Below are 22,033 nucleotides of genomic sequence, written 5' to 3' on the forward strand. Positions count from 1 at the left end.
AGCAAAAATTTAAATTAAAAGATGAGAGAACCTGCCAGGTTTAACTAACAGGATCTCTCACCAACTAACACAAAAACTAAAAAAACCAATTTTATAAACTTTCGTGGAAGGTTCTGGTAATCACTTCCAGTTGATGGGCTTTGGAAAGTCTTGTAAAGTTTACGGCATAACCAGAAACCCTTATAGTTAATTGAGGATAGTTCTCCGGATTTTTATAAGCATCCATTAAAGTATCCCTATCCAGAACATTTACGTTTAGGTGATGTGCCCCCAGTTCAAAATACCCGTCTAACAGCCTACTAAGGTTTTCTATTTGATCTTCCCTGCTACTTCCCAAAGATTTTGGAATAATAGAAAAGGTATTGGAAATTCCGTCCAGGGCATCTCTATAATCTAATTTTGCTACAGAGCTAAGTGCTGCTACCGCACCATCGGTATCTCTCCCATGCATTGGGTTAGCTCCCGGAGCAAAAGCTTCTCCTTCTTTTCTGCCATCTGGGGTTGTTCCTGTTTTTTTACCATACATTACATTAGAGGTAATGGTAAGTAAAGAAAGGGTAGGCCGTGCATTTTTATAGCAGGCGTGCTTTGCCAGTTCTTCAGAGAAAAACTTTGTTATATATGCGGCAATTTCATCTACCTTATCATTATCATTTCCAAATTTAGGATAATCGCCCTCTACAATAAAGTCTACCGTTAAACCATCTTCATTTCTTACAGGTTTTACTTTTGCGTATTTAATGGCAGAGAGGGAATCGGCTATAATTGATATTCCTGCGGCCCCATAGGCCATATCAATACCAGGATCTGAATCTATTAAAGCCATTTGAGCTTTTTCATAATAATGCCTATCGTGCATATAATGAATTATGTTCATGGCCCTGGAGTAAACTTCTGCAATTTGGCTCATTGATTTTTTAAAGTTCTCCATCACAGCTTCGTATTCTAAATACTCCCCTTCTAGTACCGAAATATCCTGAAGCACTTTCTTTCCTGAAATTTCTTCGCGACCTTCATTTAATGCCATCAATAAGGTTTTTGGTAGGTTTGTTCTGGCACCAAAAAACTGAATTCTTTTCCCTAATTCCTGGTAAGAAACGCAGCAAGCGATCCCATAATCGTCAGAGCCACGTGTTTTCCGCATAAGATCGTCATTTTCATATTGTATAGAAGAAGTATCTATAGAAACTTTTCCGCAGAACTTTTTAAATCCTTCCGGTAAATCTTTAGACCAAAGCACGGTAAGGTTAGGTTCTGGCGATGCGCCCAGATTATAAAGGGTTTGCAAAAATCTAAAGGATGTTTTGGTTACTTTGGTCCTTCCATCGTTAAATTGGCCTCCAATAGCCTCGGTAACCCAGGTGGGATCACCACCAAAAATTTCGTCGTATGCGCCGGGCCTTAAGTGGCGAACCATACGTAGTTTCATCACAAACTGGTCTACCAATTCCTGTGCTTCAGACTCGGTGATAAGGCCTTTTTCTAAATCTTTTTCAATATAGATGTCTATAAAATTAGACACATTACCTAGCGACATAGCAGCACCATCCTGTTCTTTAACCGCCGCTAAATAGGCCATATACAGCCACTGAATAGCTTCTTTTGCAGAGGTTGCAGGCCTATTTAACTCCAAGCCGTAAGAATTGCCAAGAACGATCATGTCTTTTAAGGCTTTTATCTGCGAAGTAATCTCTTCGCGCAAACGTATTTTATGCTCATTCAACACGCCATTTACCGCTTTTAAATCGTTTTTCTTGGCTCTAATAAGTTCATCGGCACCATATAAAGCCAGGCGACGGTAATCTCCAATAATTCTTCCCCTGGCATAGTTATCGGGAAGGCCGGTAAGTATCCCAAGAGATCTGTACTGTTTTATTTCATCGTCATAAGCCGAAAAAACACCATTATTATGGTCGCTGGTATGTTTAAACACGTTTTTAACCTCCTCAGCAACTTCCAAACCTCGTTCTGCAACGGCTCCTTCCACCACGCGTATTCCTCCAAAAGGCTTCATAGCCCTCTTTAATAACTCATCGGTTTGTAAGCCAACAATAAGTTCTAAATCTTTATTAATATATCCGGGTTTATGACTTGTAATACTTGAAATAGTTTCAGTATCAATGGCCAGGCAACCACCTTTATATCTTTCTTCCAGCATAGCTTCTAAGCAAATCTGCCAAAGCGTAGTGGTTCTTTGTGTGGGACCTTCCAAAAAGGAATCGTCTCCATAATATGGGATTACATTTTTTTCAACAAAAGCTTTTACATCTATTAAGGGAAGATTTAAAAGTTTTTTTTCAATAAGATCTTTTGTTTCTGCAGTTTGACTTTTCATAATACAGCATTTTGAATGAAAGAAATTTGGGTATTTTTTTAACCTTAGCGGGTCCTTTTATTAATATGCATATAAAATAACTGCTCTTTGATACCATAATTACTGATTGAAATCATATTTAGACATAAGCATTTGAGAAGAAGGCAACTACAACGATTTTGTTAATAAGTTTTAAACAGCTTAAAAGGCAAGCTATTTTTGGTAAGTTCTGAAAGAAACCGGGGCTATTAAAAAAACCGCCTAAAAACTTAGATATCATTAAACCAAATAACGATTCAAAAGTTTTTAGGCGGTTCCTTCTATATATAAAAAGCCTACTCAGATTTTAGCTTAAGATTGCTTTAGTTTGTTTTTTGGCATGAATAGCTACTTTTCTTTTTTTCAATTTTCGAATCTCCAATATGGTTAGCACCGATAAAAACAAGGCGATTACCAAAAGGGCAGCAAAGAAATATAAGGTACCATTATAACTATTTGAAATAGACCTGGCCCAGGCAGCAAACAAGGGCCCTGCCATACCTGCTGCAGCCCAGGCGGTTAAAATATAGCCATGTATGGCCCCGAGTTCTTTAGTTCCAAACATATCGCCTATATAAGCGGGAACAGTAGAAAAACCACCTCCGTAACAAGATAAAATTAAGAAAATAAGCACTTGAAATATCAAAGCATTGCCGGCAGAAGGCAATAAAAAGAACGCGATAATCTGAATACTAAAAAACAAGGCAAACATGAGGGGCCTTCCTATAAAATCAGACAAAGTTGCCCAGCCTATCCTACCCGCACCATTAAATAAGCCCATAAATCCTACCATAGTAGCAGCAGCTACCACGCCCATCCCGGCATATTCCTGGGCCATAGGCGAAGCTACCGAGATAATTGCAATCCCACAGGAAATATTTATAAAAAGCATCAACCATAAATACCAGAACCTTTTTGTCTTTACCGCTTCATTGGCAGTAAGCTGCGAAAGATCGGATTTCAGCACTTTCTTTCCGGTTTTTGTAATTTCTTTAAAGCCTTCAGGCAGCCAATCTTTAGGAGGTGGGGCAAGATATAGAGAAGAAATCAATATTAATATAAAGTAGATACTGCCCATTATAAAAAAGGCATTTGCAATACCCACTGCCGCAATAAGATAAACAATTACAGGGCTACTAATTAGCGCCGCAAATCCGAAACCCATAATAGCCAGGCCGGTTGCCAGCCCACGTTTATCGGGAAACCATTTTACCAGGGTAGAAACAGGGGTTATATACCCTAAACCCAGTCCTACGCCCCCAAAAACACCATAGAATAAGTATAAAAGATAAAGGGATTCTAAATGAATTGCAACTCCCGAGCCTATAATTCCAGCTCCGAAGAAAATGGCGGCAAGAAGCCCCGATTTCCTGGGACCTTTTTTTTCGAGATAATGGCCCAAAAAGGCTGCCGATATTCCCAGAAAAAATATTGCCAAACTAAAGGTAAACTGGGTATCTGCCAGTTCCCATCCAAATTTTTCAATAAGTGGTTTTGTATAAACGCTCCAGGCATAAACCGAACCAATCGAAATATGGATTCCTACTGCTGAGGCTGCAATAAGCCATCTATTTTTAACTTTTTCCATATCTAAAATGTTTTTAGGATTTACAAAGTAAAAATATGGGCGTGCAAAAAAACCTGACCAACATCAGGATATAGAATAATAAGCATATTTCTATAAAAAGTTAAAAAAGTATAGTCGGAGTAGTTTTTTAGGAAGCGGTGGAATAACCGGGCTATATCATTAGGGCAGTAAAAAGTGTACCAGCTCTATAACCCGGTTTTATGGCTATTAAAATTTCTTCTTTTGTAACCTAACGGCATTTAATATGGCCAATAGTGCCACTCCTACATCAGCAAAAACGGCTTCCCACATCCCGGCGCTTCCCATGGCTCCAAGTAATAGAACCAAAGCTTTTACACCAAATGCCATCCCAATATTTTGCCATACAATATATCTAGTACTTTTTCCAATTTGTATTCCCTGTAAAATTTTAGATAATTGATCGGTTTGTATAACCACGTCGGCTGTATCTATGGCTACATCGCTACCAAGTGCCCCCATAGCAATCCCCACATCGCTGCCTGCCAATACCGGGGAATCATTAATGCCATCTCCCACAAAAGCAATTGTTCTTTTGGCGTCTTTTTTAAGTTCTGTAAGTTCACGTAGCTTATCCTGCGGTAACATTTCCCCTTTTGCATTGTCTATATCCAGTTTGGCAGCAACTTCCCGAACAATTGCCCGGGTATCTCCCGAAAGCATAATTATTTCTTTTATTCCATAGTTTTTCAATGCCTCAAGACTGGCTTTGGCATCCTCTTTTAATTCATCTGCCAGGGTGATATAACCAACATATTTATGGTCTATGGCCAGTCCTACAACAGATGCTGCCATTGTCTCCAATTCTTTTGGAAAACTAATATGGTACTGTTCCATAAGTTTAGGGTTGCCGGCCAGTACCTGCTTCCCGTTAATCACTCCTACCAGGCCTTTTCCAGAAATCTCTTTAAGATCTTTTACTTCATAATGTTTTGTTGCCTCTATTTCGGCAAGAATTGCTTTGGCAATAGGATGGGTAGACTTTCTTTCTAATGCCAGCAAATAATCAAAAAATTTTGATTGGTCTATTCCTACTGTTTCTACCTTTTGAATTTTAAAAACCCCTTTGGTAAGTGTTCCCGTTTTGTCTACCACCAGGGTATTTATTTTAGTTATTTTATCTAAAAAGGAAGCTCCTTTAAATAGAATTCCATTTGCCGATGCTGCGCCCAATCCGCCAAAATAGCCTAAAGGAATAGAAACAACCAATGCACAAGGGCAGGAAATTACCAGGAAAACCAGTGCACGGTACAACCAGTCATTAAAAATGTAATCTTCTATAAAAAAATAGGGTAAAAAAGTAAGTGCTAAGGCGGCAAACACAACAATAGGTGTATAGATGCGGGCAAATTTCCGAATAAACAATTCGGTTTTAGACTTTCTGGCACTGGCATTTTGAACTAGATCAATGATCCTGGCTACCGCACTATCTTTAAAAACTTTTGTGGTCTCTATTTCAATAAGCCCCTCCAAATTGATCGCCCCGCTTAATACCTGCTCATTCTTTCTTATAAGTCTTGGTTTACTTTCACCGGTTAATGCAGCGGTATTTAGCCGGGCTTTATCAGAAAGAAGTTTTCCGTCTAGCGGAATCTTTTCGCCGGGCTTTACCTGTATTTTCTCGCCAATCTTCACTTTCTCCGGATGCAGGCTTTCAAACCTATTATCTCTCCAAACCGAAGCGATATTGGGGCGAACATCTAATAAAGATTTTATACTGCTTTTAGCCCGCTTTACGGCCTTTTCCTGAAACAACTCACCTACAGTATAGAATAACATTACCGCTACGCCTTCTGGATATTCTTTAATAGCAAAAGCTCCAATAGTAGCTATAGACATTAAAAAAAATTCGGTAAAAAAATCTCCTGCCCAGATATTTTTAATTCCATTTTTAAGCACCGGAAAGCCTACAGGGATATAGGCCAGGATGTACCAACTTAACCTTATAAAACCTTCAAAAAAAGAAACCTCAAAAAGGTCTAAAAGAAGTCCTGTTACAAGAAGAAAAAAACTAAGAGCGGCAGGAAAATATGTCCTAAAAATTTCTTTCTTGTTTTTCTTAATGTGCTTTTTTCCTTTTAAATGCTCATCCCGGTATTTTATATTGTTCCTTTTCATAATTCTGAATACTTGTTTATTTAATTTAGAACTTCAAATTACGAGCAAGATGTAGTGCCACAGAAGTGCATTTATTCCTATAATAAAATAGGGCTGCTTGAAAATATATTTTTCAAACAGCCCTATTAACAAGCTTGTTTTCTTAAGGCCTGCACACTAGACCTATAAGGAGTTAGCCCTCACATTGATCGCAAATACCCTTTACCACTAAATTGGCATCTTTTACCACAAAACCTTTAGGCAAATTAATATGCGGTATTTTCCTATCGGTTAAACACTGTGTTTCATTACATTTTACGCAGTGAAAATGAAGATGGAGGTCTTGCGGATCACACATACAATCTTCTTCACAAAGCGCATATTTTTGAACGCCCGTACCATCATCAATTTGGTGAACCACTCCTTTCTCTTCAAAAGTTTTTAAGGTGCGGTATAAGGTTGTTCGGTCAGATTGCCCCATAAAGTCTTCAATATCGCTAAGGCTGCTGGCAATGTTTTTCTTTGCCAGGTAATCATAAACCAGAATCCTTACCGCAGTGGGCCTAATACTTCTTTCGCTTAATTTTATCTGAATCTCTTCCATAACATCATTTTAGTGAGAATGCCCGCCTTCATCCTTATTCATTTGAGCATCTAAATAATACGCATTATTTTGAACAAAACGGGTTGCTTTTGGAAGGTCTTCCATTATTTTTACAGATACCCAACCATTAACAACTTCACCCTTAATAATTTCTACAGGCCGCATACTCCAGTTTTCTCCTTCTTCCTGGGCGGTAAAAGCATAGTAGCTTTCCCCATCTCTAAAAATAGCTTCTTCGGGAAGGGCCAAACTTTGTCTATTTTCTATATGTATCCTGCCTTTTACGTACATCCCCGGGATTAAACCTTGTGGTTTATCCTTTATTTCAGCATGTACATGTACAGCTTTTGGATCCTGTTCAAAAGTTTTACTTATAGAAATAATATAGGCTTCAATCTCTTCTCCCGGCTTAGACGCCACAGAAAATGTTACATTCTGCCCAACTTCAACTTTTGCCACATCCTTTTCAAACACCATTAAATCGGCGTGAACATGATCTGTATTTACAATTTCGAACATAGAAGTTTGAGAAGCCACATACTGACCGGTTTTAACATTCACCTGCTCTATAGCTCCTTCAATAGGGCTTCTCACCGGAATTTGCTGGATGATATTTCCCTCTTCTATAGTTTTGGGGTTAAGGTGTAAAAGTCGCAATTTGGAACGTAAACCTTTTACACGGCTTCTGGAACTCTCTAAGGCAGCCTCTGCTCTTTGAAAAGTTTCTCCCGAACCTACACCCTCGTTATATAAAAGCTCCTGGCGCGCAAATTCTTTTTCCTGTAACCTCTTGTCGGTAAACGCATCCAGGTATTTGGTTTGTATCTCAATAATATCGGGATGACTTACATACGCAATTACTTCTCCTTTGCTAACCTCGTCTCCTTCTATCACCAATATTTTAACCACATTTGCCCCCATTACCGTGGTTACCGTGGCCTCGCTTTGCGGCGGGACTTCCAATTGCCCGTTGGCCGATACAAAACCACTTATATTCCTTTTGCTTAAGGTATCTATTTTTATCCCCAGGCTTTCAAACTGATTTTTTGTAAGCATTGCCTCTTTAACATGTGTCGTCTCTTTATTTTCTTTAGAGGTTTCAGTTTCTTCGGCTTTGCTTGTATTCTCGTTACAGGAGAAAAAGCTGAATATTATTAAAATCAGGAAACTATATTTTGTATATCTACTTAAGTGTATCATTCTTCTAATTGTTTAGGTAAAATCACCTCGTGGCAAGCCTACGAGGCATTAACTGAAAATATTTTTATTTCGAGGCAAACCTCCCGGCATTAATTCTCGATTATCAAGTAAAACTCTAATTCGGCAATTGCCTCTAAATATTGTTGCAATGCTTCCAAAGCTTTTAACTCGGTTTCAATAACCTCATCAAGAATTTGAAGAAAACCTACATATTCTAAGGCTCCCTCTTTAAAGGCCAGCAAAGCAGCTTTTTGTTGCTCTTTTGAAACCTCTAAAGCTTCTTCTTTATAAAACTCCCACGAAGCTTTCCACTTCTTATAATTTTCTTTGGCTTGCTGAAATTCTGCTTTTAATTTTTGCTCCTCCAGTTGCGCATTTTCTATAGCCATCTGGGAGGTAATTTTAGCGGCACTGGCATCTCCATAAGCTTTTCCTGAAAGCACAGGTATTGAAATCCCGGCCTGATAACTGTAAAAACCATCTTTCCCATTAATCTCCTGTGCCCCATATTGAACATTAAACTTTGGAAGGAAATTAGCCTGTAACCGCTTATGTTCCTGCCGGGCTACTTCAAGCCTACTTTTTGCAAGGCTCAAACCAGGGTGATCGCTAACAGAATCTTTGGCAGCCAGTAACTGTATCTCTGAAGGCTCATCAAAATTTAAACTTACTGAATAAAAATGGGCTTCCCCTAACCAAATATTTAGCTTTTGAAGCGCTATACTATAATCGTTTTGAGATTGATTAAAGCGATTATGAATTTGATTTACCTTATTAGCTGCGGTGATAGCCTCTAATTTTGAAATCGCTTCTACTTTAAATCGAAGGTCTATTGCTCGCTTAAATTGAGTATATACAGAATCCAGCTCTTTAAACGACTTATACCTGTGCCGTGCAATATAGGCTTCGGCCCAGGCCTTTTTCACCTCTCTTTCAACTTGCAATGTAGTTAAGTTAAAAGCATTTTTAGCAAGGCTTATTTTGCTCTTTTGAAGTTTAAGTTTAGGGGCTATGCCAAAAAGATCGATATTTTGCTGTTGTACCCCAATCCTGGTATAGACGCCACGGCCGTCGTCAATTTCCTCGCCCCCGATAAAAACCTGGGTTTCCCCCAGGCCCCAGGCCGATTTCTTTAAAGCTTCCTCCCTATCGATTTCTAAAGCTTTACTTTTTAAACCGGGATAATTTTCTAGTGCTAATTTTACGGCCTCAGCTTGCGATAATTGCTTATCTAAAGGCGCTTCCTGTGCATTTGAACTGAATGGAACAAGAAAGAACATACCTGTAATAAGAGCAAAAGCAGGAACAGCTTTTTTACCTATAGATGGCCCTTCTGCCTGTTCTACCCATTTATATAAAATAGGAAGCACCAAAAGCGTTAATAAAGTAGCCGAGATCATGCCACCAATTACCACAGTTGCCAAAGGTCTTTGTACTTCGGCACCTGCCGATGCTGATACCGCCATGGGCAAAAATCCAAGAACATCGGTAAGGGCAGTTAATAAAATAGGACGTATTCTGCGTTTTGTTCCCAGGCGTATTCGCTTATTTAAATTAGTTACGCCTTCTTCTTTAAGTTCGTTCAGGCTGCTTATTAGTACCAGGCCATTTAAAACGGCAACTCCAAAAAGCACAATAAAACCAACACCGGCCGAAATACTAAAAGGCATATCCCTTAACCATAACGCGTAAACCCCGCCTATGGCTGCCATGGGTATGGCCATATAAATCATAATAGTTTGTTTAAAAGATTTTAATGCAAAATAAATAAGGATAAAAATGAGCAATAGCGCAATAGGAACCACAATTTGCAACCTCCCGGTAGCACGCTCCAGGTTTTCAAAAGCACCTCCATACCTAATATAGTACCCGGGTGGAAGCTCAAAATCTGATTCCAGTTTTTCCTGAATATCGGCCACTACCGATTTTACATCCCTATTACGAATATTAATTCCTACATAGGTACGCCTGTTGGTGTTATCCCTACTAATTTGCATAGGCCCTGACTGGTAACTGATTTCTGCCACTTCTTTTAACGGGATTTGTGAGCCTGAAGGCAAACTTACATACAGGTTTTTAAGGCTTTCAATATTTTCACGCTCTGAATCGTCTAAACGCACCACAAGATCAAACCTTTTTTCCCCTTCAAAAATCACCCCTGCTTTACCTCCGGCAAAAGCAGTTTCCACTAAGCCATTTAACTGTGAAATAGTAAGTCCGTACTGTGCGAGTTTTTCCCGGTTATAAGCTACAGTAATTTGGGGTAAACCAGAGATGGCTTCTACTTTCATATCGCCCACACCATCTACTGTAGCAATAATACTACCCATTTCCTGTGCTTTATCGGCAAGAACATCCAGGTTTTCGCCATATAATTTTACGGCTACATCCTCACGCACCCCGGTTAGCAGCTCATTAAAGCGCATTTCAACCGGTTGACTAAATTCGAAAGAGACCCCGGGGACAACACTTATAGTTTCTTTTATTTTAGAGATCAACTCGTCTTTGGAAGATGCACTAACCCATTCACTTTTTGGCTTTAGGATAATAAAACTATCCCCTATATCCATAGGCATAGGATCTGTAGGAACATCGGAAACACCGAACTTAGATACCACCTGTTCAATTTCGGGGTATTCTTCTAACAATAATTTTTCAAGTTTAGTAGAAGTAGCAATTCCTTCAGTTAAAGAGCTGCCGGGTTTTAAAATAATATGAAAAGCAATATCTCCTTCATCTAACTGGGGTACAAACTCACCGCCCATTCGGGTAAACAATAAAACGGCCAAACCAAACAACAGGATTGCCACACCAATTACCAGCTTCGATTTCTTTAATGCCCCGGCCAATAAAGGCTCGTACATACTTTGTAGCCAGATTACAAGTTTATCGCCCTTAGATTCTTTTATTTTCTTAGTGGGTTTTAAGAACAATGCCGACACCATAGGAACATAGGTAAGGCATAATATCATAGCACCCAGCATTGCAAAGATAAAGGTAAGGGCCATGGGCTTAAACATTTTCCCTTCAACGCCCTCCAGGGCCAGGATTGGAAGAAATACAATTAAGATGATAAATTGTCCAAAAAAGGCTGAATTCATCATTTTTTTAGCTGAAGAAGCTGCAATTTCGTCCATACTCTTTGCATGAAATTGTTGCTTCTTTTTTATTCTCTCATGAATTAAGAAAACCGTACTTTCTACAATAATAACTGCACCATCTACGATGATACCAAAATCTATAGCCCCAAGGCTCATAAGGTTAGCCCAAACCCCAAAAGCATCCATTAAAATAAAAGCAAACAACAGCGAAAGTGGAATTGTAGAAGCTACAATAAGGCCGCCCCTCCAGTTTCCGAGGAGGATCACTAAAACAAAAATAACAATTAGCCCGCCCAACATTAGGTTTTCGGCTATTGTTCCTGTTGTTTCTCCAATTAATTTGCTTCGATCTAAGAAGGGTTTTATAGAAATCCCTGGCGGTAAAGACTTTTGAATTTCGGCTACGCGTTCTTTTACATTATCTATAACCTCATTAGAATTTGCTCCTTTTAACATCATTACCATACCGCCTACGGCTTCCCCTTCACCATTTTTGGTAAGGGCGCCGTATCTAACCGCACTTCCCACCTGTACTTTGGCTATATCTTTAATCGTAATTGGAACATTATTACTGGTTTTCACCACAATATTTTCCAAATCTTTCTTATTCCTGGCCAGTCCTTCTCCCCTAATAAAATTAGCCTGATGATCTTTTTCAATATACGCCCCTCCGGTATTCTGATTGTTTTCCTGAAGGGCTGTAAACACTTCGCTTATACTAATTCCCATTGCCCGTAATTCATCGGGAATTACCGCAATTTCAAATTGTTTAATATTACCTCCAACACCATTTATCTCTACCACTCCCGGCACCATGGCCATTTGGCGTTTTACAATCCAATCCTGGATGGTTCTAAGTTCTGTAAGATCATATTCGTCCTTAAACTCGTCTTCTACCTCTAAAGTGTACTGGTAAATTTCACCTAAACCGGTAGAAATGGGCCCCATAGAAGGCTCTCCAAAGCCCTGTGGGATTTCCTCCTTAACCTGGGAAAGTTTTTCAGAAACCAATTGCCGGGGAAGATAGGTTCCCTGGGCGTCATTAAAAACAATGGTTACTACCGATAGTCCAAAACGAGAAACCGAACGTATCTCCTGAACTCCCGGTAAATTACTCATAGCTACCTCTACAGGGTAGGTCACAAATTGCTCTATATCGGCAGTACTTAAATTGGGTGCCTGGGTAATAACCTGCACCTGGTTGTTGGTTATATCGGGTTGGGCATCTAAGGGTACTTCGCGCATACTCCAAATTCCCAATCCTACAAGGACTACGGTAAATAGCCCCACTATAAATTTATTATTGATTGAAAAATCAATGATTTTATCTAGCATAAAAAATAATGTAAATATTAGTATTAACCCTGCCCGCGGCAGCGCCCGGAGCAAGTTTTTGATTCTCGGTTAACCTATAGATACGAGCATATACCCCGAAATTGCGGGATTAGATAAATTGTAAGCTAATAATGATGATGCCCGTATTTAACCGAGCCTGGGAGGCTGAAAAACCGATAGAGAGATACCGGAATCCTTATTAAAACGATAAAAATCGGGGGAAGTATTATTTTCTATCTCCAAAAATATCTGATAAGAAACTTCAGAGGTATTATAAACAAGTACATGTACATGGCAGCAGGAATGATTTTGCTGAAAAGGAAGTTCCCCATCGTAACCATCATTATGGTAGGTTTTATCTTTGCCATAATGATCTGCTATAAATTCGAAAAAAGAAATTTGGCTTTCCTGCTTAAGCTCTGTGTAATGTTTTATGAAATTATCTACTTTAGGAAGTTCGCAACACCAATCCATTCCGGGTCCCAGTGACTGAAACAGGAAAATTAAGGATAAAGATATGCTAACAAATAATTTCATTCTGAAGCAAAATTAAACAAAATAAGATGCAATGGTAGTGCAAAATTATTTAAATGCTTTTTTTTACGATCTATAAAAAAAGGATCAGACTTAAAAAAGTCTAATCCTTTTATTTTAATCTTATACGCTTTGTGGGATAGTTCCAGAACCCTAAATGTAACTATTGTTGAGTAGCTTTAAATAAATCCATTTTCCCATCTCCATTAAAATCGGCAGTAAAAATAGAATTAATTGTTTCATTATTAGATTCAGCTAAGGTATCCCAGGCAGTTGCCCCTTGATAAGATACCTTATAATTGCCCGCAGACTCAATAAGAATATCTGTTTTATCGTCGCCGTTGATATCTGCGAATTTCATATCAGCAATTTCGTGATTTGAAGTAGCCCATTCAGTCCAGGTTCCACTTGTTGCTAATGAAACATACCATTTCCCACCGGAAGTCCTAAAAGCATCTGTAATACCATCACCATTAAAGTCACCAAATTTTATAGATGATAAACTTATTGGCGATGACGCCCACTCTACCCAACTGGTATTTCCGCCAAGTGAAACATACCATTTTCCACCAGAAGCTGTAAAAACATCTGTAGTTCCATCTCCATTAAAATCTCCAAGCTTAAAATCATTAATGCTTAAGCCAGAGGTTGTCCATTCTGTCCATGCACCAGATCCTCCAAGAGACACATACCATTTTCCTCCAGAGGCTCTTATAACATCTGTGGTATTATCTCCATTAAAATCTGCAAATTTAAGCGTAGAGATATCATAACCCGTACTGTTCCATTCAGCCCAATCAGAAGTTCCGCTTAAAGAAACATAGGCTTTTCCGTCGGTAGAAGTTCTATAAATATCTGTACTTCCATCTCCGTTAAAATCTCCATAAGCCAAATCACTTAGTGGTGAGTTAGACACCCTTATTTGAGTCCATGGTGTATTACCAGAATAGGAAACCATCCAGGCATCGTCTGTTTTATTACTGTCAGAATAATAAGTAAAATCAAAATTACCATTATCAGTTCTAATCCCAGAAGCTCCTGAAATATCCTGAGGAAGGTTATAAATTGCTTTTCTCCAAACCTCATAACCATCTACACATACAACTAATTGAAAATCATCTCCTATAGAGCCATTTGGATCACTATCAGCTATTGGAATTAATTGTGCTCCTAATTCGTGAAACTCACCATCACTCATAGAAGAAACAGGAGGAAAAGAATTCGCTGAAGTGTCTGCATAAAGAGAAGTATACCCACCATCTACACACTGACTGTGGTACACCATACCAGGATTTGATTTTATAGAAACGGCTATATTTTCATACGGTTCTAACCACCACATTACATACAAAACATTACAGGTATTCTTTGACCTTAGTTTCAATCCTATTTGCCGTCTCATAGTTCCATCAGTTAAAGGAATGTCTGCATCAGAGGGCCCATTATATCTAAAATTAATTTTCGAATAAAAAGATTGCACCCTATCATTATCTATTTCTGCTCTTGTAACAGGGGTAGAGGTAGATAGTAAATTATTATTTCCTTCAGTAACCGTACCACTTGTAACATTTAAACCTGTTCCTGTTATTTGTTTTAAGTTACTAAAGTTACAAACCGGTTCGTCACCAAAAATAATACCTTCCGATTCTGAAGATAAATCATGATATTCGTTTGTTGAAGAACTAATAATTTCTTCCTGCTCTTTTTTACAAGAAGACAACAAAGTTGGTATAAGACATAAAATTGCTATATAGAAGATATTTTTTTTCATAATATAATAGTTGAAATTTTAAAATTATTTGTTTAATACATCCCATGACTACCCCTTGAAACGCTATAACTTTTATAGCAAACTTCTTTTGCCAATTTTCTAAAATATTCAGCGTTTAGCTCAAGAAATTCTTTTACTAAGTAGAATGGAAATTTTGTTTACTTTGCTCCTTATTTCTTTACAAGAAACTTTGTAAAAAAGATTCCCTCTTTGATCTTGAAACCGCTCCCTTTAACAACTTCTTCTTTTTACCCTCAACAGGTTGGTTAAACAATGGTTTTGGTTATAAACCTGTAGTCATTAAGAAGCATTTAGTTCATTTAAGGCTTAATAATCATGGGGCTTAAGAAACATTCTGGTATTTCTTAATTTAAGTGAAATCAAGATTTATAAAACCATCTATTTATAAGATTCTTTGAAACGTAGAAAGAATCAGGCAGACGAAATCTACTTGAAAACACTTTAAATATTTCGAGTGTATAAGTTGGATATGAATACCAATCTCATATAAGAGACACCCCCTAAAGCTAATTCACTGTTAATTCTGTAGTCCTATAAGTACTAATCCCGTTTCTAGTAACTGTAAAAGTTAGGGTATACACTCCTGGTGTTTCTGTTACGATATAATTTAGGTCTTTTTCCTCTGAAATGATTTGTGATTCTAAAGTCCATTCATAAATAGCACCATCATTTGGAGATACAACAGGAGAGTGTATCAAGGTACCATTGGCATTTATACTTTGAGATGCGGACCAGTTTACAAAAAATATTTTAGGCAATTCATCATCAGCAAATACAGATTTGGAATCTTCATCGGGAGTACAGGATACCATAAAGACAATGAAAGATAACAATAGTAGTATGTGTTTATTTATATATGTTTTCATAGATTCTATTTTAATTGATTTTTAAATTACTGCTTATCCCACCAAACTCTTTTAGTCCAGTTGTCTTCTCCAATCCTTGAAACCGCTTCATTATAATTATCCGTATTTTTAGTTTGTTCCTCTACAGGATATATCATCCTACGAGGAGCCACCCCGTTTGATTGGTTTACAGAAGGTTGGTAATTGTAAAATTCAATTTCCGGCAAACCAGATCTTCTAAAGTTTGCCCAGGCTTCTAATGGATCAATAAAATGAAGTACCCATAATTGTGTATTAATTTCATTTAATTCGTCTCCTATGGTCAATGGATTGGAAGCACTAAATGCAGTAACTTCATTTTCATTTACAGGTGCCCCAAATAAGGTCCATTGCCTAACCGATGCTTCAAGCCCGTTTTTATAATGTTCTGCAGCAGTACCATTCACATTCCATCCTCTTGCGGCAGCCTCAGCCATTAAGAACTCAACTTCAGCATAACTAATATAGATATAGGGAGCATCATACTCCATTAAGTATTTTGATGGCCTCATCATGTAGGTATATTGATTAATAGTTAATGGAGAGCCATTATTTTCTATAGTTACAGACCAAGGTGAATTATATTTCGTATTAGGATCCCATCTAAAACGTTGGGCTTGACAGGTCATAGCTGCGTAAGAACCTCTTTCTTGCAAAACCAAATCTGTAATATCTGTCCGATCAACATCATTTAAAGCAGACATACAATAATATTGATTCAATAATCTAGGATCATCCATCTCTTCTAAAACCTCTACCAATTCAGTAGAAATATAGGTATCACTACCAACTGCATCATTAGAGCCTCTTAAATATGTAGCTACTCCGTTACCTTTTCCGGTACCAGAAACAGGACTTCTAACATTCTCATATTTTACATAAGAAATATCTTCATTAGAAGTAAACACCCCCGCCGCAATTGCATCTTCTGCTTCTTGTTGTGCTTTTGTAGGATTTATCTTTATTAAACGCATTGCTATTCTTAATCGTAAAGAATTTGCATATTTTTTCCATTTAGCAATATCTCCATTATAAATAAGATCATATTTAGCCGAAGGCTTTGACTCATCTAAAGCATTCTCAGCTTCCTTTAATTCTTTAAAAAAATCATTGTAGATATCCTCTTGTTTGTCGTATTTTGGAGTTAATTTATCATCGTAGAAACCTCTACCTGCATCAAAGTATGGTATATCTCCATAATAATCTGTAAGTTTTAAAAAGTTTTGAACCTTTAATATTCTTGCCATGGAATTTACATTTACATAAGACTCATCGTCTTTTGTACTTTCTATAAGAGCCACTACTTTGTTTATTACATTGGGATAATAGGTAATCCAAAGTCTTTCTTGATAATTAGAGTGTTGTTGTCCAAAACCGCCATATTCAGTTACAGCATATTTCCCAGTCCAGTGATTCATAAACCCTCCAGGATAGATCCAATAACGATATTGTTCCTGCCAGTTAGAACCTGGTAGATACTGTACAGTCGTCAACATTAAATCGGGATCCATTTCAGAAGCACTGTTAGGGTCTGTATTTAATTCATCAAAATCAGTACAGCTAATACCTAAAAACAGTGATAAGAGCACTATTGAATAAACTTTTATTTTTTTAATATATAATTTCATATTTTAAAATTTTGCATTAATACTAAACCCTAAGTTCCTTCTTGATGGTAATGACCCATATTCTAATCCTTGACCATTTGATGTATTATAATTGGATTCAGGATCGAAGTTTTTAACTTTTTTAAACAAGAAAGCTAAATTGCTTCCATATATAGAAAAAGTGATTGACTGCAGAGGCATTCTCAACAGGGTCTTTTTTGGTAATGAATAAGACAGGTTTACCTCTCTTAGTTTTATATAAGAACCATCGTAAATAAAAGGTTCTGGAGTATTAGCACCTACATTTGTCCAATAATCTTGTGGATTTACATATACATCATTCGGAACATATTGCGGAGCATCATCGGTACCTATATTTTTAACTCCTTCACCAACATATCCTCCTGTTGGGGTCCAATTAGCTTCATCTACATTCGCTGCTCTTCTTTGTTCTTCAGAATTATACCATTCTGCCCGTCCTTCAAGAGTGTTTGTTGAAGTTCCATTTGCATGAGCTTGAAAAGCACTCATTGAATAGATATCCAACTTCCATTTCATATCAAACAGCACCTTTAAACTAAATCTTTTATACCTAAAAGATTGAAGGAGACCTAATGTAAAATCAGGCACCCCATTTCCTAATGTTTTTAAATCAGATTCATAAGTAGGCAATCCATTTTTAAAAATAATATTTCCATTATCATCGCGTCTAAATCCTTTACCAACAATATTCCCATAGGCTTCACCTTCACTCGCATAAATAAAGGCACCTGCCCATCTTGCTGCAGCTAATTCATAATTTTTAACATTGGGATGAAGTTTCACTACTTCATTAATATTTTTAGCATAATTTAATGATGTATTCCATTCAAAATTTTTGGTCTTAAAAGGAGTTGCAGATAAAGCAATTTCAATTCCTTGATTTACAATTTCTCCTGAGTTAATAGTAGCACTTTTATATCCGGTAGTAGAGCTTGTAGATAAATTTAAAATTTGGTTGGTGGTTGATTTTCTATAATAACCGGCATCTAAATTAAGCCTACCATTAAAAAAACGTAAATCGGTCCCAAATTCATAAGAAGTTGTTTCGGTAGGTTTTAAATTTTTATTTGGAATAACCCCCGTACTAATATTTCCTAAAGCATTCCCTTGAAAAGTATAGGGATATAACCCGTAAGTTAAATTCAATCTATAAGGACTTGTATCACCACCAACCTGTGCCCAAGAAGCCCTTACTTTACCAAATGATAAGATTTCTTTATCTAAATTGAAAAAAGTTGAAAAGACAAAACTACCTGAGACAGAAGGGTAAAAATAAGATCTATTGTCAGCTGATAATGTAGATGATATATCATTCCTCAAAGAAAAATCAATATAAGCGTATTTGTTATACCCTAAATTGACAGAACCATAAACAGAATTCACCTGTTTTCTATAGTTAGTTGGATTTAAGGTCATTTCACGATAATTTAAAATAGACTGAATTCCTGATTGTACCTCATCAAATCCTTGATTAATGTATGCTTCTCTTTGATATAAGCGAATATTGCCTCCAACAAAAGCAGAAACGTGTAATTTGTTAAATTGCTTATTAAATCTAAACAAGCCTTCAAAATTACTTTCATTCACATTTATCTGTGATAATTTAAAACTTCCTGTAGAAGCTGTAGGAGTATCATATGGACTGTATTCTTCTGCTTTAAAATTATAAAAATCTGTACCTCCTCTTATTTGAGCAGTTAAGTATGGAGCAATTTTATAATTTAACATTAAGTAACCCATAACCCTATTTTTAAGAGACTCGTTACTCATTTCATTAATTGCCCAATAGGGGTTAATTCTATAAATATTACCCCCATTCCAATCTATATACCTACCAAACTCATCTTTATAGTTTTCTCCTAACCATTTTTGGTTAAAGTTTGGTGCCAAACCAATGATAGCATTTCCAATATTATTGGGATTATCTGACAAAGCAGGCCTGTTATTTACGCTCTCACGGGTATAGTTTACTTTCCCCTCAACTTTTAGTTTTTCTCCAAGAGTTGCCCCGCCTTTAATCATAAAAGTATTACGTCTCATATCAGAATTAGGAACAATATCTTTATAGCTCATATCTGAAATAGATGCTCTAAAACCATTAGAACTTGATAAAGAAACGGAGTTGTTAACACTTAATCCCCTTCTAAAAAATGACAAGATATTATTAGGGACATTCTCATAAGGTTTAAGTTCTCCATTATATATATAACTATCGATAGAAGGATCTAATTTGGCTCCCCACGAAGATTGTGTTGTTCCCTGCCCTGTTGAAACATCCATTGGCAGAATACCACTTCTACCCTGGCCATATTCTCTTTGATAATCATCAAAATGAGATAAAATTTCTACAACGCTTACATTAGAAGAATACTCCACACCAATACCAGGTTTTTTCTGACCGGATTTGGTTGTAATTAAAATCACACCATGCGTAGCCCTCGAACCATATAAAGCTGCCGCCGAAGCGCCTTTCAAAACAGAAATAGACTCAATATCTTCCGGTAGTATAGACGATAAGCCATCTCCGTAATCGTATCCTCCCCATTTACCGGCTTCTCCTAATTGAGAATTGTCCATAGGAACACCATCTATAACATAAAGTGGATTGTTATTGCCTGAAAGTTCAGAATTACCGCGAATAACTACTCTTGTACTTCCCGAAGGCCCGGCAGTTGTACCCGAAATATCAACTCCAGCAACTTTACCGGCTAAAGCTTGTACTGCATTTGTTTGTCTACCAGAATTTAAGTCATCTCCAGTAACATTAGAAACCGCATAACCAAGAGCTCTACTTTCTCTTTTAATCCCTAAAGCAGTAACTACAACTTCGTCTAAGTTACTTAATTCCTTATCTAGTACCACATCTAAAATAGTATCATCCCCTACCTTGATCTCTTTGGTTCTATAACCAATAAAACTAAAGACAATAGTGTCACCCTTCGTTATATTGTCCAAAACATAATTTCCATCAAAATCAGTTTGCGTACCATTTATAGAGCCTTTTAAGAATACGTTTACTCCTAGCAGTGGCCCATCGGTGTTAGAAACGGTACCGGAAATAGATTGTTGAACGTTATCCCTGTTATTTATTAAGGCCTGGTTCTTATTATTTACCAAAGGTGGTTTTTTGATATTGCCCAACTTTAATATAATCTGCTTCTTTTCAATTGTATAGTAAATAAAGGTTCCATCAAAGATCTTATCCAATACTTCAGATACTGGTTTGTTTACAACCTCTACCGAGACCATTTTTTCTACATCAATCTTTTTGTGATTGTAGAAGAACTTTAGATCGGTAAGAGATTCTATTGATTCTAGTACCTTTTTTATTTCCACATTTTCAAGGTTTAAGGAAACCTTATCTTTTTGGGAATATATATTGGCCTGGACAGAAAAAATCGAAACTAGTAAAAGAAAAGTTGTTAGTTTCATTTTCAAATTGAATTTTAAGCGATTGGGATTGAAAAAACCTTTTTGATCACTTTTTTTCATATATTTATGGTGTTTTTTAGTTGACTACTTAACAGTCGATTACTATAGATCGGAAAATGCTCCAACATTTTCCGATTTTTTTTAACCAACAGTTTTTATGTTTTAATAAATACTATATTCTTTTTCTCATTGGCGTAATAATATTTTAGTTTTCAGGTTTATAAATAATTATATCGTCTCCTTTTATTTCGTATTGAAAAGGTGTTTCTATAGCGAATATTTTCAATGTTTCTTCTATAGTCTCAATATCGAAAGTTGCGGTAAAGACTTCGTTGTTTAGATCTTCATATTTGTTTTCTATATTTACTTTATAATGGCGCTGTAATTTTTGAATTATATTCTTAAAAGGCATTTCTTTAATTATCAATTTACCCTCTGTCCAACCCGTATAGATATCAGTATCAACTTGCTCAACAGCTTTAGTTCCTCCATAAAGTCGATCCCAATCGGCCTTATATCCAGGTTTTAGCTTTAAGGCTCTTTTTGGATCATACTTATTCTTGGTATTATAAAGGCTTACAGCTCCCTCTACCAAAACAGTTTTGATGTGTTCATCTTCTGGATAGGACGAAACATTAAATTTTGTACCCAGTACTCTTACATCCAAATTGCCACTGGTTACCACAAAAGGTTTTGCTTTGTTCTTGGTCACATCAAAATATGCCTCTCCTTTCAAAAAAACCTGTCGATTCTGATTCTCTATAAATTTTATTGGATATTTTAGTGAAGACCCGGCGTTTAAATGAACAACCGTACTATCAGACAGAACAACACTAAATCGTATACCGTTGGGAACTGTCAAGGTATTATAAACTAATTTCCTGACTTCTGTAGTTTTAGAATAATCAATTAGCTCTCCTTTTTGTTCACTTAAAATCTTCCCCTGAACATCAGTTATCGTTTGTTGAGCTTCGGGAGATATTTGAAGCGTTTTACCGTTTCCTAATGTTAAAGTAATTGAATCTCCAGATTCAAAGTTAGACTGGTTATTAAAATTATAATTCCAATATCCATACCCCAGACCAATAAGACCTATAAATACTGCGGCATATTTCAATAAGCTACTAATATTAAAGGTTTTATTCTCCTTTATCTTCTTATTCCTATACTTTTCCAGAACTTTCTGCCACTCTTCATTATCATCAAGCTTAGCGATGACAGAAATATTTTCTGCATTTTCTGAATCCTGTAATCGGTTGAATAAATCTTGTTTTTCCTCTGATTCTTGTATCCAGGATGTGAAGAATCTCTCTTCTTCATCTGAGAGTTTCCCTTTCAATTTTTTCGCTATTATCCGAGCAATATCCATGACAATTTTTATAACTTAAGTGGTCATTTAGAATAACCTCTTTAAGTATAAGTGTCAAAAAAGTAAAATAGGGTGAT

At 36.8% G+C, this 22,033-nt stretch carries 12 protein-coding genes; all 12 read right to left on the reverse strand.

Annotated features, from left to right (window positions below):
- Window positions 1–91: 91 nt before the first annotated feature.
- Window positions 92–2,335, reverse strand: coding sequence for a formate C-acetyltransferase (pflB, locus tag I6U49_RS03820; protein ID WP_198627638.1), 2,244 nt, complete (start codon window positions 2,333–2,335; stop codon window positions 92–94).
- Window positions 2,336–2,660: 325 nt separating this feature from the next.
- On the reverse strand, window positions 2,661–3,941 hold the full coding sequence (locus I6U49_RS03825; protein ID WP_198627639.1) for an L-lactate MFS transporter: 1,281 nt from the start codon (window positions 3,939–3,941) through the stop codon (window positions 2,661–2,663).
- Window positions 3,942–4,148: 207 nt separating this feature from the next.
- On the reverse strand, window positions 4,149–6,077 hold the full coding sequence (locus I6U49_RS03830) for a heavy metal translocating P-type ATPase (protein ID WP_198627640.1): 1,929 nt from the start codon (window positions 6,075–6,077) through the stop codon (window positions 4,149–4,151).
- 172 nt (window positions 6,078–6,249) lie between these two features.
- Complete coding sequence (locus I6U49_RS03835; protein ID WP_193711161.1) at window positions 6,250–6,660, reverse strand: Fur family transcriptional regulator; 411 nt, start codon at window positions 6,658–6,660, stop codon at window positions 6,250–6,252.
- Between the two features lie 9 nt (window positions 6,661–6,669).
- Window positions 6,670–7,860: an efflux RND transporter periplasmic adaptor subunit gene (locus I6U49_RS03840; protein WP_198627641.1), complete on the reverse strand. Its 1,191-nt coding sequence runs from the start codon at window positions 7,858–7,860 to the stop codon at window positions 6,670–6,672.
- 89 nt (window positions 7,861–7,949) lie between these two features.
- On the reverse strand, window positions 7,950–12,296 hold the full coding sequence (locus I6U49_RS03845) for a CusA/CzcA family heavy metal efflux RND transporter (protein WP_198627642.1): 4,347 nt from the start codon (window positions 12,294–12,296) through the stop codon (window positions 7,950–7,952).
- Window positions 12,297–12,443: 147 nt separating this feature from the next.
- Window positions 12,444–12,833: a hypothetical protein gene (locus I6U49_RS03850; RefSeq protein ID WP_198627643.1), complete on the reverse strand. Its 390-nt coding sequence runs from the start codon at window positions 12,831–12,833 to the stop codon at window positions 12,444–12,446.
- A 160-nt stretch (window positions 12,834–12,993) separates the two neighbouring features.
- Window positions 12,994–14,601 (reverse strand): FG-GAP repeat domain-containing protein, encoded by a 1,608-nt coding sequence (locus I6U49_RS03855; RefSeq protein ID WP_198627644.1) that lies wholly within the window; start codon window positions 14,599–14,601, stop codon window positions 12,994–12,996.
- A 527-nt stretch (window positions 14,602–15,128) separates the two neighbouring features.
- Complete coding sequence (locus I6U49_RS03860; protein WP_198627645.1) at window positions 15,129–15,455, reverse strand: hypothetical protein; 327 nt, start codon at window positions 15,453–15,455, stop codon at window positions 15,129–15,131.
- Between the two features lie 59 nt (window positions 15,456–15,514).
- Window positions 15,515–17,134: a SusD/RagB family nutrient-binding outer membrane lipoprotein gene (locus I6U49_RS03865; protein ID WP_198627646.1), complete on the reverse strand. Its 1,620-nt coding sequence runs from the start codon at window positions 17,132–17,134 to the stop codon at window positions 15,515–15,517.
- Window positions 17,135–17,137: 3 nt separating this feature from the next.
- Window positions 17,138–20,647 carry a SusC/RagA family TonB-linked outer membrane protein gene (locus tag I6U49_RS03870; protein ID WP_198627647.1) on the reverse strand — a complete coding sequence of 1,170 codons (3,510 nt, stop codon included), beginning with the start codon at window positions 20,645–20,647 and terminating at the stop codon, window positions 17,138–17,140.
- 145 nt (window positions 20,648–20,792) lie between these two features.
- Complete coding sequence (locus tag I6U49_RS03875) at window positions 20,793–21,926, reverse strand: FecR family protein (protein ID WP_198627648.1); 1,134 nt, start codon at window positions 21,924–21,926, stop codon at window positions 20,793–20,795.
- Window positions 21,927–22,033: the final 107 nt, after the last annotated feature.

The organism is Salegentibacter maritimus, assembly GCF_016236915.1.
Taxonomy (GTDB): domain Bacteria; phylum Bacteroidota; class Bacteroidia; order Flavobacteriales; family Flavobacteriaceae; genus Salegentibacter; species Salegentibacter maritimus.

What these genes read in the sequence shown, in the direction of transcription:
- pflB (WP_198627638.1), bottom strand. Translation starts at nt 2,335, where the DNA reads ATGAAAAGTCAAACTGCAGAAACAAAAGATCTTATTGAAAAAAAACTT.
- I6U49_RS03825 (WP_198627639.1), bottom strand. Translation starts at nt 3,941, where the DNA reads ATGGAAAAAGTTAAAAATAGATGGCTTATTGCAGCCTCAGCAGTAGGA.
- I6U49_RS03830 (WP_198627640.1), bottom strand. Translation starts at nt 6,077, where the DNA reads ATGAAAAGGAACAATATAAAATACCGGGATGAGCATTTAAAAGGAAAA.
- I6U49_RS03835 (WP_193711161.1), bottom strand. Translation starts at nt 6,660, where the DNA reads ATGGAAGAGATTCAGATAAAATTAAGCGAAAGAAGTATTAGGCCCACT.
- I6U49_RS03840 (WP_198627641.1), bottom strand. Translation starts at nt 7,860, where the DNA reads ATGATACACTTAAGTAGATATACAAAATATAGTTTCCTGATTTTAATA.
- I6U49_RS03845 (WP_198627642.1), bottom strand. Translation starts at nt 12,296, where the DNA reads ATGCTAGATAAAATCATTGATTTTTCAATCAATAATAAATTTATAGTG.
- I6U49_RS03850 (WP_198627643.1), bottom strand. Translation starts at nt 12,833, where the DNA reads ATGAAATTATTTGTTAGCATATCTTTATCCTTAATTTTCCTGTTTCAG.
- I6U49_RS03855 (WP_198627644.1), bottom strand. Translation starts at nt 14,601, where the DNA reads ATGAAAAAAAATATCTTCTATATAGCAATTTTATGTCTTATACCAACT.
- I6U49_RS03865 (WP_198627646.1), bottom strand. Translation starts at nt 17,134, where the DNA reads ATGAAATTATATATTAAAAAAATAAAAGTTTATTCAATAGTGCTCTTA.
- I6U49_RS03870 (WP_198627647.1), bottom strand. Translation starts at nt 20,647, where the DNA reads ATGAAAAAAAGTGATCAAAAAGGTTTTTTCAATCCCAATCGCTTAAAA.